Below are 13,094 nucleotides of genomic sequence, written 5' to 3'. Positions count from 1 at the left end.
CCGCGGGGGCGTGGTCGGCAGCGGGCGCGAGACCGGCGGGGGGACGTAGCCGGGTGGGGTGTCGGCGAAACGACGTGCGTTCGGACTCGGCGGCCGACGCGGGGGTAGGTCGCTTGACGGACGCGGGCGTCCACCCGACCGGCGGTTGCGCAGGGTGTCGTCGGGTGCACCCGGTACCGGTGGCAACCGGTCCGACGGTGCGCCGCCGGGGATGCCGCGGCCCGGTGTGGGTGGGATTCGACGCGGTGCCGCGCGGCCACCCGTGGGCGGTCCGTCGGCGGTGTCACGGCGGCGGTCCGGTTCGCCGTTCGCCGGTTCGTCCGGGCGGTCAGTCATCGCCGGTCGATCCCCGCCTCGGCGGAACCGGGGTGTCCTGTTGATGCAGGTAGCGGCTGTCGGCCATCAGGCGATCGCGCTCGTCGGGTTCGGGCCGGTCCAGGTCGGCCGGGTCCGGTTTCCCACGGAATCGGTGCCAGAGCCGTCGGCCCGCGAGCAGCACCAACGCGACGCCGGCGCAGATCGTGATGATGAACAGGGCTTTTCCATATGCGTTGGAATGTACTGACAAGTCGATCGGACTGCCCATCGCGACACCGCTGGACGTCACCAGCGCGATGTTGACGGTCATCGTCGCCGAGGACTTCGCCTGCGTCGGCAGTTGGATCTGTCGGGTGCCCCGCGGCGGGATCTCGATGACCCCGACATCGCCGATGTCGAGGTTCTGCGGCGCGGCCGTGTCGAGGCGCACCCGGATCGGCAGCGGGAGGTCGTTGCGGACCACCAGCAGGAGCGGGCTGCGCTCGGAGGCCAACGTGTACCGACCGCCGGGGTCGAGGATGCTGACCGCGTCGCGCATCCGGTCGAGCGTCCTGTCCACGGCGCGGACCCGGGCGACGGCGGTGGCCACCACGGCGCGGCGATCCGAGGTGGAGTCGACGGGGGCCGAGCGCATGGCGCGGATGAGGTCCTCGTCGAGGGGCGCCACGTAGGTGCGCGGCGAGATCGCGAGGTCGCTGCGCGCGACCATCGATGCCTCGAGTTGGAAGATCAGTCCGGCCGAGCGGCTGAGCAACATGGTGGTGTCGGCATCGAGCGTGGTGAGTCCCAGGGTCGTGTTCAACGGGACCCGCAGCGCGCCGGAGACCCCGGCCTGATCGAGTTGTGAGTTGACGTCGCCGAGGGGTCGGGGTGCGGCCAGCCCGGAGTCCATCAGCAGGGCCGTCGTGGACAGCACCGCCCGCGCGTCGTCGGCCGAGGCCGACCACACCGCGGGCGGCATGATCACGTCGCTGCGACCGACCGTCGGGTCGTCGGGTTCGCCGCCGGTGCGTTGGGTGGTCGCGTCGCCGGTGGGGGCGATCGCGGCGTAGCTCAGCGCGGCGGTGGCCGCGGCACGTCGGCTCACCTGCGACTCGGTGTCGAGGTCGAATCGCTGGTCGTCGGCGGTGATGGCGGGGGTGCTCGGGGCGGCGCCCATGCCGGCCAACGCGGTCGTGACGGCCGGGTCGTAGGTCTGCACGGCGAGGGCGTCCGCCCGGTACTGGCCGTTCGCCGACCCCTGCTCGCGGGCCACCGCGGTGGAGGCGACGAGCGCGTGACCGATGTCGGAGTTGGTCAGCAGGCGCGCGGCGGTGTCGTCGAGTGCCCCGCTGATCGGGATGGCGAGTCCCCGCACGCTGGTGACGCCCAGGATGGTGTCGACGATGTCGGCGGGCGAGCGGACCGCGGTGCGGGTCAGTTCGGGGTCGTTGACCCGGGCGAGGGTGTCGAGGTCGGCCTGCGCGAACGGCAGCGCCACCACGCACAGGCGCGATGCCATGGTGCGCAGGCGCGCCAACCAGTCCTGGGCCGCGGCGGACCCGGTGCCCTCCCGGGTGTCCGACCGCGGATCGGTGGGGTCGCGGGACACCTCGTACCCCGACGTCATGGCCTGCACGGTGATGAGCAGGTCGGGGTCGACGGCGAGACAGGTGCTGCGCGTGACCGGGGCGTCCGGGCTCGCGGTGGCGTCGTCGAGGGTGGTCAGCAGTCCGTTGAGTCGTCCGCCCTGCCGCAGCGAGGTGGCGAGGTCGTCGCTGATGAGGCGGACGGGTTCGTCTCCGCCGCCGGTGATCCCGGGTGCGAGTTGTCCCGGTGCCGCCAGGGGCCACATCAGCGTGAGCTGCGCCGGGGACGACACGGTCGGCGCGACCGACCCGTCCGCTCCCGACGGCTGCGTGTTCGCGGCCGCGTCGGCGAGGTCGCCGTCCTGGGCGCGGGCCGGGTCAGGCGGTAACCCGAGCACCGTCAGCAGGGTCCGCGAGTCGTCGAGACGGGCGGGAGTGCCGTAGTCGGGGGTTCCGTTGAGATTGACCAGGATCGGGTAGATCCCTGGGCTGTCGACCCCGAGGCCGGGCGTGGCGGCGTCACCGGTCAGCGGGACGGTCAGCGAGAACGGGCGGCTCTGTCCCGGGTCGAGCTTCGTCCCCACCTGGGTGAACCGGGTGGCGGTCTCGTACTGGGCCGGATCACGGATCAACGACGTCCGCAGTTCGGGACCCGATGCGAGTCGCTCGCCGCGTTGCACCCGCATCACGAGGTCGGTGACGGGCCGGTCGCCGACGTTGTTCAGCGTGCCCCGCACCGTCACGGTGGTCGGACTGCTGGTCGTGACCGCCGAGGGACTCACCGAGTCGACGGACACGTTGACGAACTCGGCCGGTTCGGGGAACGGTGCCGCGGTCGCCGGGGCGAGTGCGCCCGGTAGCGGACCGGCGAGCATCGTGGTCAGCACGAGCCCGAACACCCCCAGCACCGCGGCCCATCGGGACAGACGGTGACGGCGCGATCGCCGGGCGTCGCGCGGCCGTGTCGAGATCATCCGGTCGAGATCATTCGTCACCGTCGTGGGCGGTCCGCTCGCGCGGGGACTCCACGTGCTCGGGGTGTGCGACGTCGGCCGCTTCCGTCGGTGCGCCCGCCCCGCGCCGCGGACCACGCCGGCGTCGGCGGGCGCGGGCGGGCTTCGGGGCATCGTTGCGACGCTGGTTGCGGGCGGCGGCGGCCTTCTCGTACTCGTTGGGCTCGGTACGGGCGCTGTCGGCCTCCGACCGCGCCAGCCGCTCGGGGTCGTCGGCCAGGTCGGCGATGACCTCCTCGGCCGTGCGGGCCAGGCGGCGTTCGTCGGAGTAGGTCAGACGCTGCGGGAGCTCGGCGAGCGGCACCCAGGCGACCTCGGCGACCTCGTAGTCGGCGTCGGACAACTCACCACCGGTGGACCGCATCAGGTAGTGGTGCACGGTCTTGTGGATCCGCTTGCCCTCGCTGACGAACCAGTACTCGATCTTGCCGAGCGAGGCGACGACGTTGCCCTCGATCCCGGTCTCCTCGGCGACCTCGCGTACCGCGGTCTGCTCCGCGGTCTCCCCGGTCTCGATGTGGCCCTTGGGAAGCGACCACATCATCCGACCGCGTCGGTCCACCCGACCGATGAGCGCAGCGCAGCGCTCCCGGTCCGGACCGTCGATGCCGGAGACGATCAGCCCACCCGCCGACGTCTCGCGCACGGTGCGCAGTCGGGGGTTGGTCTTGGGGACGCTGGCGTTCTTGGTGGGCGTCGCGCGTGCGGCACCCCGGGCACTGCGTCCGCCGTGCCCGGCGGTGCGATTGATGGCGTTGAGGTCGGACGGCTTGACCGCGACCGGCGAGTCGCCGCCGTCGGTGTTCGCGACCGAGGCGGCGGCGTCGGGATTGTCGGCAGTGGGCCTGCTGGGCTTGCGCCTGCGGCCGCGACGTCCTCGGCGGCTGCCGGTCCGGCTGCCCTCGGTCGGGGCGGGACCGGTGGTCGGTGCCTGTGCATCTGAGGTGTCGAGGGTGGCGGGTGCGGCGTCCCCGACCGCCGTGGCCGCGGTCGTCCCGGGCTGTCCGGCGCCGGGCCCGCCACGTCGTTTCCCGCCCCGCCGATTGCCGCGCCGACGCCGCGGACGTCCCGCGACGTCGCGTTTCGGCTCGGAGGGTTCGGCTGACACCCCACGATGCTAGCCGTTGTCAACCCCCGGTTTCCGCAACCCCGGCGCGGGTCAGGGGCTCGATGTCCGAGGTGTACTGGGTAGGCTCTGACCCCGTGACAGCAACGCGGGAGGACTCCTCAGACGAGCGCCGCACCCGGTTGCTGGCCGCCGCCGCGGTGTCGTTGCGGCAGCTGTCGGGGGTTCTCGACCCCCTGGGCGCCCGGTTCGCCGAGCGTGGCTTCTCCCTCTATCTCGTCGGTGGGTCGGTCCGCGACGCGGTACTGGGCCGGCTGGGTTCCGACCTCGACTTCACCACCGACGCCCGACCCGAGCAGGTGCAGGCGATCCTGCGGGGATGGGCGGAGCACACCTGGGACACCGGGATCGCCTACGGCACGGTCAGTGCGGTCCGCGACGGTCAGCACATCGAGATCACCACGTTCCGCGCCGACACCTACGACCAGGTGTCCCGGAACCCGGAGGTGCGTTTCGGCGACACCCTCGACGAGGACCTGATCCGCCGCGACTTCACCATCAACGCGATGGCCGTCCGGATCGGCGCCGACGGCGCGCAGGAGTTCGTCGACCCGCTCGACGGCATGACGGATCTACTGGCCGGCGTCATCGACACCCCGGCCGCCCCGGAGACCTCGTTCACCGACGACCCGTTGCGGATGCTGCGCGCGGTCCGGTTCGTCTCCCAGCTCGGCTTCGTCCCGGCGCCCCGGGTGATCATCGCGATCACCGAGATGGTCGACGCCATCGACCGGATCACCGTGGAGCGCGTCGCCGCCGAACTCGACAAGCTGATCCTCGGCGACCATCCGGTCGACGGGGTCGACGCGTTGGTGGAGACCGGGCTCGCCCAGCGGGTGCTCCCGGAGATCCCCGGGATGAAGCTCGCCATCGACGAACACCATCAGCACAAGGACGTCTACTGGCACTCGCTGACCGTGTTGCAGCAGGCCGTCGACCTCGAGGAGGCCGATCCGGACCTGATCCTGCGGTGGGCGGCGCTGCTGCACGACATCGGCAAGCCGGCGACCCGTCGGCACGAGCCGGACGGCGGCGTCAGCTTCCACCACCACGAGGTGGTCGGGGCCAAGATGGTGCGCAAGCGCATGAAGGCGCTCAAGTACCCGAAGTCGGTGATCGAGGACGTCGCGAACCTGGTGTTCCTGCACCTGCGGTTCCACGGTTACGACGAGGGCCGGTGGACCGATTCGGCGGTGCGGCGCTACGTCACCGACGCCGGCGACCTACTCCCCCGACTCAACAAGTTGGTCCGGGCGGACTGCACGACCCGCAACAAGCGGCGCGCGGCGCGGTTGCAGGGCAACTACGACGACCTCGAACGCAGGATCGCCGAGCTGGCTGCGCAGGAGGACCTGCAGCGGGTCCGGCCGGACCTCGACGGCAACGCGATCATGGAACTGCTCGACATCCCGGCGGGGCCCCTCGTGGGTCGCGCCTGGCGTTTCCTGAAGGAACTCCGACTCGACCGCGGACCGCTCGACCGGGACGAGGCCGAGGCGGCGCTCCTCGACTGGTGGAGCCGCGAAAAGACTTCGGGCTAAGCTGGAGGTCTCGGTCCAGCAGCGGCCTCGGGCGATCGCATGTGCGAACGCCTCTGCTGTCCGACGCGTTCTCCCAGACGGGACCCATCATGACCAGTATCTCGGACCTGCCCTTCCGCTCTCGATGGATGAGGTGAGGCGTATCTCCACCGAATCAAGCCCTGTTCGCACTTCCCCGGACGAGGACTCACTCGTCGGGGCGTTGGAGGTCTCCATGCAGTTCGCGCCGATCCGGCGACTCACCGACGGCGCACTGGCGGGAGCGGAGCTGCAGGTCCGAGGCCCGTCGGGGTCCGCGCTCGGAACCGCCGAGTCGCTGCGGCGCGCGGCGCGGATGATGCAGCAGGAACGCGCACTCGATCGCCACAAGTTCACCTTCGCCGCCTCTGGCACCGCCCAGATGATCGCCGACGTCCTGCCACTGCTCGTGATGGTCGATCTCGCGTCCGTCGATCAGGCAGACCTGGAGAACTCGCTCGAGCGTCTCGCGGTCTCGGTCCAGCCCGACGAGATGTTGGCCGACCCCCAGCGCACCCTGGCCCGGATCGATGCGGCCCGCCGTGCCGGTCGGATCATCTGTGTCGACGGGTTCGGGGTCAGCGAGTACGCCGTGACGATGCTGTCGCTGATCGAGCCCGACATCATCGTCACCGGACCGGAATTGCTCACGAGGACCACCGAGCCCGCCATGGCTCGCCTGGCCCATGCACTCGCCGCGCACGTCGAGCGCAGCCACGCCGTGGTCATCGCCGAGGGCGTCGACACCGAGGCGCTGCGGCTCTCGGCTCAGACGATCGGCGCCGCCTACGGACTCGGTGCCCTCTACCCCCCTGTCGAGGACCCCGCGTCGTTCGCCGACGAGACCGTGGTCCCGTTGCCGGATGCGCCGGTCTGGTCGACCCCGGCCGCCGACACCACCACGCCGTATCGCATCGGTTCGGCCGGGCATCAGCCGCGCCGCGGCACGAAGCGACTGCTGATCGAGATGAGCAAGGCGCTCGAGGCACAGGCCGCTGCCGCCGGCGGCGCGGTGATCGTGCTCGGTACCTTCCAACACGCGCGCAACTTCACGACGCAGACGTCCGTGCGATGGAGGCAACTGGCCGACACCGCAGGTCTCGCCGGTGTCTACGGAGTGGGTCTGGCGCCGATGATCGACGGCAATGTGATCCACGCGCCGCTCGACGAGTCCGACGACATCGTCAACGAGTGGAACGTCGCCGTGCTCAGCCCCCACTTCTGCGCCCTGCTCGCCGCGCGCGATCTGCACGACGAGGGCCCGGACATGGAACGAACCTTCGACTTCGTGCAGAGCTACGAGCGGCTCACCGTCACGCAGGCGGTGCACTCGATCCTGAGCAGGTTCACCTTTGCGTGACGAACTGCCTGCCGACGACGAGCACCGTCGACCAGACGGTGCCACCGACGAGACGGTGAAGGCCGTCGGCGCAGTGACCGAGGCCCTGGAGTGGGTCGAACGCGTTCGTGGTCACCTGTACGAGGCGCACCAGATGTCCGGACACGCCGACCTGGCCTTCGGCGACGCCGCCGACGCGTTGGACGAAGCGGGCCACACCGAGCTGGCGCAACGGTTGCGCACGGAGATCGTGGGGCTCAACACCTTTCCGGGACGATGGACGTTCCAGCTCGTCGAGGAGTTCGACGACGGCTACTACGCCACCGTCAAGGAATTCGAGAAGCGCACGCGCACCGACCTTCTCGACGGACGTCGCCACGTCTTCGAATCCGAGATGAAGGAATCCCGTCGCACGCACGGCCGTTCGGGCCACGAGGCGCGTCCCTAGCGCCCGTGTGCGGCCCGATCGGGCATCGCTCTCAGGAGAAGGCCTCATCCGCCGCGCGCTGGTGCAGAGCCTGGAGTTCGGTGGCCTGACGGGCGGCCTGATCGTTCAGCTCCGCACATCGGGCGGTGCCGGGCCCGAAGTCGACACGACCCTCCATACCGAGTTCCCACATCGCCTTCTTCGCCAGCAGCAGAGAACGCATCGCCTCCAGCGCGGCGACCCGACGAAAGCGCCCACGGGTCACGCGCAGTACACCGGCCACGCCGCGTACCCCGCTGCCGAGGCCGACCACGGCACCCAGCCAGCTCTCCCGGTGGCCGCTCAGCTCCTCCACCCGTTCTCGCACAAACGCCATCTCCTCCTCGAGTTCGGCCGGGAGATGGTCGATCGCGCCCGCGGTCCAGGGATCGCCTGCGACGAGGCGTGCGAGTTGTAGACCGCCACTGGCCCCGATGAGGTGGGTCCGCATGTAGAGAGCGGACGTCTGCGATGCCATGTCCATGGTGAGACCCCTTCGTCGTTCGTCGGATCGGGCGGGGGCTGCACCTGATCAGCAGGAGTCGAGTGTAGAGCGTGAACGGTGGCGGTCGCGCGTCGCTTCGTGGCACAGTGGATGGGTATAGACGGCCAGGTTGAGCTCTCCAGCTGCGGTCACCCCACGATCGATGGTCGTGGTTGTGTCACGACGTCAGCGCCTACCGACGGACGCGTCGACATCTGAGGTCCGCGTCGGGTCCCACACCAAATGCGTGGAATCTGTTCATCATTCGCGAGATCGGGCACATCCCACGCATTGACGTGAACCAGGAAGGTGGAACTCATGCGCGCAGTCACATGGCAGGGCAAGCGAAAGGTCAGTGTCGACGAGGTGCCCGATCCGAGGATCGAGCAGCCGACCGACGCGATCATCAAGGTCACGTCGACGAACATCTGCGGCTCCGACCTGCATCTCTATGAGGTCCTGGGTGCGTTCATGACACCCGGCGACATCCTGGGGCACGAGCCGATGGGCGTGGTCGAGGAGGTCGGTTCGCAGACCGGTGATCTCAAGGTCGGTGACCGGGTGGTCATCCCCTTCCAGATCTCCTGTGGCTCCTGCTACATGTGCGACTCCTCGCTCTACACCCAGTGTGAGACAACGCAAGTCCGCGATCAGGGGATGGGCGCAGCCCTGTTCGGGTTCTCGTCGTTGTACGGGGCGGTCCCCGGTGGTCAGGCCGAGTACCTTCGGGTTCCCCAGGCGCAGTTCACCCACATCAAGGTCCCGGAGGGACCGGCCGACTCACGCTTCGTGTATCTGTCCGACGTGCTGCCGACGGCGTGGCAGTCGGTTGAGTACGCGGCCGTTCCCGACGGTGGATCGGTCACCGTTCTGGGCCTCGGTCCGATCGGCGACATGGCCGCCCGTATCGCCCAGCACCGGGGTCATCGGGTGATCGCTGTCGACCGCGTCCCCGAACGCCTGGACCGCGCGCGGGTCCGCGGCATCGAGGTGGTCGACCTCGACGCGGTCGACGACCTCGGTGCGGAGATCCGGTCGTTGACCGGCGGGCGCGGAACCGATTCGGTCATCGACGCGGTGGGCATGGAGGCGCACGGGTCGCCGACAGCCAAACTGCTCCAGCAGGTCACGAGCATCCTCCCTGATGCCGTCGCCAAACCGATGTTGCAGACCGCTGGTGTGGATCGCCTCGGTGCGCTGCTCTCGGCAATCGACATCGTCCGTCGTGGTGGGACGATCTCACTCATCGGTGTCTACGGCGGGATGGCCGACCCGCTGCCCCTGCTGACGATGTTCGACAAGCAGATCCAGCTCCGGATGGGGCAGGCAAACGTCAAGAGGTGGGTTCCGGACATCATGCCGCTGCTGGGCGACGACGACCCGCTGGGTGTTGATTCCTTTGCCACGCACGAGCTCCCGCTCGAGCAGGCCCCGCACGCCTACGAGATCTTCCAGAAGAAGGAGGACGGCGCGGTGAAGATCATCCTGAAACCCTGAGCTGGGGGTAGGTTTTCGAGCGGAAACCGTTGAGCCTCATCGGTGCTACGGTGGCGGCGACGGATGGGGTCAACAGACCCCATCCCTCGTACGGCCAACCTTGAGGAGGCCACGGTGGCCACCAGCCCCGACATCGCCACCCGCCACTCCTTGATGGCCGCCATGGCCCGGGAACTCGCGGCGCAGTCGTCCCGGGACGAGAACGAACTCCTCGGATCGGCGACGGCGAGCGCCGTCGAGCAGATTCCCGGCGCGCAGTCGTGCGCGATCACGTTGGTCGCACGCAAGGCGATCACCACGGTGGCGCCGACGGACGAGATGGCCCTGCTCATCGACCAGATCCAGACCGCGACCGCACAAGGTCCCTGTCTGCAGGCCGCCTCGGAATGGACACAGCACATCGTGCGGGTGCCCGATTACGCGACCGAGGAACGCTGGCCCGCCTACACCTCGGCGGCGCGAGCCCAGACGGCCATCGGTTCGACCGTCTCGTTCCAGCTCTACCGCAGCGACAGCGCGATGGGCGCTCTCAACGTGCACAGCACGGAGCCGCAGGCGTTCGGCGCGGAGGCCGAGGAAGTGGGCCTCGCCGTCGCCACCCACGCGGCCCTGGCGTTGTTCAGTGCCCGGCGTGAGGTGCAGTTCGCCAGCGCTCTGGCCAGCCGCGACACCATCGGGCAGGCCAAGGGCATGATCATGGAGCGGTTCTCGATCGACGCCCTGCAGGCGTGGGAACTGCTCCGCAAGCTCTCCCAGGATGCGAACGTGGCGGTCTACGACCTCGCCAGCCAACTCATCGAGGCCGACCACCCCCTGCGCGCCCCGCGTTGACTCAGAGCTGACCCAGCGCTTCGGTCGCCGGGCCCTCGATCACCTGACCGGTGGCGGTGAACCGCGACCCGTGCAACGAACAGTCCCAGGATTTCTCGGCGTCGTTCCAGTCGAGGATCCCGTAGAGGTGTGTGCAGATGGGTGAGACAGTCGACGTCTGGCCGTCGACGGTGCACCGGCCGACCGGACGGAGTCCGCGACGGAACACCACGCCCTCCCCCTCGCCGGGATCGGACGGCCCGGACAGCACGGCGCGGGTCCACCCGCGCGTCATGTGCAGACCCACGGAGGCGTTGGTCTTCGCCGCGGTGGGCAGCGCGCGCAGTTCCGACGGGCGCCAGGTGCGCAGGGTGTCGGCCCACGTGTCACCGGTGCCCAGCAGGTGCTCGGATACGGCCAGGGCGGCCGCAACGCCATTGGTCATGCCCCATTTCGCGAACCCGGTGGCGACCTGGATGCGGTTCTCCCCCGGCAGCAGCGGGCCGACGTAGGGGAGCTCGTCGATGGAACTGTAATCCTGTGCCGACCAACGGTTCTCGAGGACCGCGTCGGGATAGTTGCGACGCGTCCAGGCGAACAGCTCCTGCACGTGACTGCGCTCGGATCCGCCGCGTGCCACCTCGTGTCCGAAGCCGCCGACCATGAGAACGCGGCGCCCGGGCTCGTCGCCCGTGCCCGGCCGCCGTACATATCGGATCGACACCGTCGGTGAGTCTGCCGCCAGGTACATCCCGGAGGGAGCGCGGTCGCCGACATCGAACGTGCCCACGTACGAACGCTGGGCGGTGAGACGGCTGAAGAAGGCACCGCGGTCGAGGATGGGCGTCCCGGTGGCCAGCACGACGGTCCCCGCGGTGATCTCGCCTCGATTGGTCCGCACCCCGACCGTCGAGCGGAGTCCGGCCCATCCGACCCCGGTGACCCGCGCGCCCTCCACCACGATCCCGCCCAGGGCGCGCAACTCGGCGCTGAGCGCGTGGAGCAGCGGCATGGGATCGAGCTGGGCCTGATCGGCCAACTCCACCGCGGCGATGGTCGCGAAAGGCAGCTCTGACGTGGTGGTCATCCGCGCGTCGAGCCCGGCCTCGCGTGCCAGGCGGTGCTCGGAGCGCACGGTCTCCGCCCCCGAATCGGTTGTGGCATAGGTGATCGCCGATTCACGATCAACGGACACCGACGCGGTCGCGCAGAAGTCGAGCAACCAGTCCATACCGATGCGGTTGGCGTCGACGTACTGCCTCAGGGTGTCGGCGCCGTGCTTGTCGGCCAGGGTGCTCAAGCGGCTGCCCTGCAGCAGCGACACCTTGGCGGTGGTGCTTCCCGTCGTACCGCCGCCGATGTGTCTCGCCTCGAGCACCGCGACCCGTGCTCCCGCGCGGGCCAGCAGCACCGCGGTGACCAGCCCGGTGATGCCTGCACCGACGATCACGTGGTCGAATCTCTCGCCCGCGGGCAGCGGCGTCCGATGTTCGAATCGGTCGTTCTCGAGCCACACACTTGTCATGGAGTCGTTCCTTCGATGGCCGCGGGCCGGCGGCGTCGGCGTGCGAGCCAGATGTATCGAAGGCGTCGCACCGGGAACGGCGTGTGGCGGGGCTGGCCGTGTCGTCCCTCGTCCCAGTTGTACCCCACTATGGGCGGCTGGACACGGGTCACGCGGTCACCCGGGCGTGCTGTACCTCAAATCCACTGCCAGAAGACGATATTCGGCCAGACCTTCGCATCTCGTCCCCGACGCGCTACTGTGAGCGTGGCCGGTGAGTCGATTCCACCGCCGCGGTGCAGCATCCTCGCCGTGATCAATCCCATTCCTGGTCGGACCGCGCTTCTCTGCGTGGTCAGCGGTGCTCAACTCCGACGCACTCACTCGATTCGTCGGGTCCACGCCCAGGCAACTCTCAATCACTCAGCCGCGCCGACGAACCCGTCTCCGCAAACGATTCGTCGGCACGCGCTTCCATCATCAGTGAGAGCAGGCATCCATGTTTCGTCATACCGATCACATGCAGTTCGACATCGCACCCGAGAACCCGGACCCCGTCTACGCCCGCAAGCTCCAGGAGCTGATCGGCGGCACCTTCGGCGAGATGACCGTGACCATGCAGTACCTCTTCCAGGGCTGGAACTGCCGCATGAAGGGCAAGTACAAGGACCTGATCATGGACGTGGCGACCGAGGAGATCGGCCACGTGGAGATGATCGCGACCATGGTCGCGCGGTTGCTCGAGGGCGCACCGGCCACCGAGTCGACCAAGAACGCGATGGGTGATCCGGTCGTCGCGGCGGTCATGGGCGGGATGGACCCCCAGCAGGCCATCGTCTCCGGTGGCGGCGCGCTGCTCGCCAACAGCAACGGTGTCCCCTGGAGCGGCGGCAACATCGTCGCGAGCGGGAACCTGTTGGCGGACTTCCGATCCAACGTCTCCCTGGAGTCGCAGGGCCGTCTGCAGACCGCGCGACTGTTCCACATGACCGACGATCCGGGCGTCAAGGCCATGCTGCGGTTCAACCTGGCCCGCGACACCTACCACCAGAACCTCTGGCTCGCCGCGATCGAGGAGCTCAAGGCCGACGGTATCGAGGACACCATCGTCCCCAACGACCTGTTCGACGAGGAGTTCGCCGAGCACGCGACCAGCCTGTGGCATCTGTCCGACGGCGCCGACGCGGACAAGGGCCGATGGGCCCACGGGACCGCGCCGGACGGCATCCACCAGAACGGATTCCTGGCGAACCCGGAACCGCTGGGCAACGTGCAGGCCGGGCCGCCGCCGGATCCCAAGTTGTACGCGACCTACGACGGCGCGATGGGTGAACCCCGTTCCGCCGCCTTCGCCACCGAGAAGGGTGTCGTCGGGAAGATCAAGGACGCCGTGGACCCCACCAGCTGATC

General features: G+C 69.3%; 10 protein-coding genes and 1 pseudogene. 6 read left to right on the top strand and 5 right to left on the bottom strand.

What is annotated here, in order from left to right; translation table 11 throughout:
- The 3 genes and pseudogenes from JHC79_RS19120 to JHC79_RS19110 all read right to left on the bottom strand — a co-directional run.
- A pseudogene (locus tag JHC79_RS19120) lies at positions 1-336 on the bottom strand (hypothetical protein); the annotation flags it as partial.
- A complete protein-coding gene (locus tag JHC79_RS19115) occupies positions 329-2,881 on the bottom strand; it encodes a DUF6049 family protein (protein WP_296393806.1) in 2,553 nt (850 codons plus the stop codon). The gene JHC79_RS19115 and the pseudogene JHC79_RS19120, both read right to left, overlap by 8 nt.
- A complete protein-coding gene (locus JHC79_RS19110; RefSeq protein ID WP_296393804.1) occupies positions 2,871-4,007 on the bottom strand; it encodes an NUDIX hydrolase in 1,137 nt (378 codons plus the stop codon). Before JHC79_RS19110 ends, JHC79_RS19115 begins: the two co-directional genes overlap by 11 nt.
- A 95-nt stretch (positions 4,008-4,102) precedes the next feature.
- On the opposite strand from JHC79_RS19110, the gene JHC79_RS19105 reads away from it, so the two are divergent.
- The 3 genes from JHC79_RS19105 to JHC79_RS19095 all read left to right on the top strand — a co-directional run bounded on the left by JHC79_RS19105 (position 4,103) and on the right by JHC79_RS19095 (position 7,371).
- A complete protein-coding gene (locus tag JHC79_RS19105) occupies positions 4,103-5,566 on the top strand; it encodes a CCA tRNA nucleotidyltransferase (protein WP_296393802.1) in 1,464 nt (487 codons plus the stop codon).
- Between the two features lie 214 nt (positions 5,567-5,780).
- Positions 5,781-6,944, top strand: a complete 1,164-nt coding sequence (locus tag JHC79_RS19100; protein WP_296393800.1) for a DICT sensory domain-containing protein — start codon at positions 5,781-5,783, stop codon at positions 6,942-6,944.
- Positions 6,937-7,371, top strand: a complete 435-nt coding sequence (locus JHC79_RS19095) for a hypothetical protein (protein WP_296393797.1) — start codon at positions 6,937-6,939, stop codon at positions 7,369-7,371. Before JHC79_RS19100 ends, JHC79_RS19095 begins: the two co-directional genes overlap by 8 nt.
- Positions 7,372-7,402: 31 nt before the next feature.
- On the opposite strand, the gene JHC79_RS19090 is transcribed toward JHC79_RS19095, so the two are convergent.
- Entirely contained in the window at positions 7,403-7,873 is a 471-nt protein-coding gene (locus JHC79_RS19090; RefSeq protein ID WP_296393795.1) for a hypothetical protein, read from the bottom strand.
- 318 nt (positions 7,874-8,191) lie between these two features.
- Here JHC79_RS19090 and JHC79_RS19085 point away from each other — a divergent pair, with 318 nt between their 5' ends.
- Together JHC79_RS19085 and JHC79_RS19080 are read left to right on the top strand one after the other, a co-directional pair.
- On the top strand, positions 8,192-9,370 hold the full coding sequence (locus JHC79_RS19085) for a zinc-dependent alcohol dehydrogenase (protein WP_296393793.1): 1,179 nt from the start codon (positions 8,192-8,194) through the stop codon (positions 9,368-9,370).
- 114 nt (positions 9,371-9,484) lie between these two features.
- On the top strand, positions 9,485-10,201 hold the full coding sequence (locus JHC79_RS19080; RefSeq protein WP_296393792.1) for a GAF and ANTAR domain-containing protein: 717 nt from the start codon (positions 9,485-9,487) through the stop codon (positions 10,199-10,201).
- A 1-nt stretch (position 10,202) separates the two neighbouring features.
- Here JHC79_RS19080 and JHC79_RS19075 read toward each other — a convergent pair whose 3' ends face one another.
- Positions 10,203-11,705, bottom strand: a complete 1,503-nt coding sequence (locus tag JHC79_RS19075; protein WP_296393790.1) for an FAD-dependent oxidoreductase — start codon at positions 11,703-11,705, stop codon at positions 10,203-10,205.
- A 478-nt stretch (positions 11,706-12,183) separates the two neighbouring features.
- Between JHC79_RS19075 and JHC79_RS19070 the strand changes: the two genes are divergently transcribed.
- The gene (locus JHC79_RS19070) at positions 12,184-13,092 is read left to right on the top strand and encodes a manganese catalase family protein (protein WP_296393788.1); all 909 of its coding nucleotides are present in this window, start codon (positions 12,184-12,186) and stop codon (positions 13,090-13,092) included.
- The last annotated feature ends 2 nt before the right edge of the window (positions 13,093-13,094 follow it).

Origin of the sequence: Williamsia sp. (assembly GCF_016462415.1) — a bacterium.
Taxonomy (GTDB): Bacteria; Actinomycetota; Actinomycetes; order Mycobacteriales; family Mycobacteriaceae; genus Williamsia_A.
This window is presented reverse-complemented; position numbering and strand designations above follow the sequence as displayed.

Excerpts from the sequence above, each read along its gene's own strand:
- JHC79_RS19100 (WP_296393800.1), top strand. The coding sequence starts at position 5,781 with ATGCAGTTCGCGCCGATCCGGCGACTCACCGACGGCGCACTGGCGGGA.
- JHC79_RS19090 (WP_296393795.1), bottom strand. The coding sequence starts at position 7,873 with ATGGACATGGCATCGCAGACGTCCGCTCTCTACATGCGGACCCACCTC.
- JHC79_RS19085 (WP_296393793.1), top strand. The coding sequence starts at position 8,192 with ATGCGCGCAGTCACATGGCAGGGCAAGCGAAAGGTCAGTGTCGACGAG.
- JHC79_RS19075 (WP_296393790.1), bottom strand. The coding sequence starts at position 11,705 with ATGACAAGTGTGTGGCTCGAGAACGACCGATTCGAACATCGGACGCCG.
- JHC79_RS19070 (WP_296393788.1), top strand. The coding sequence starts at position 12,184 with ATGTTTCGTCATACCGATCACATGCAGTTCGACATCGCACCCGAGAAC.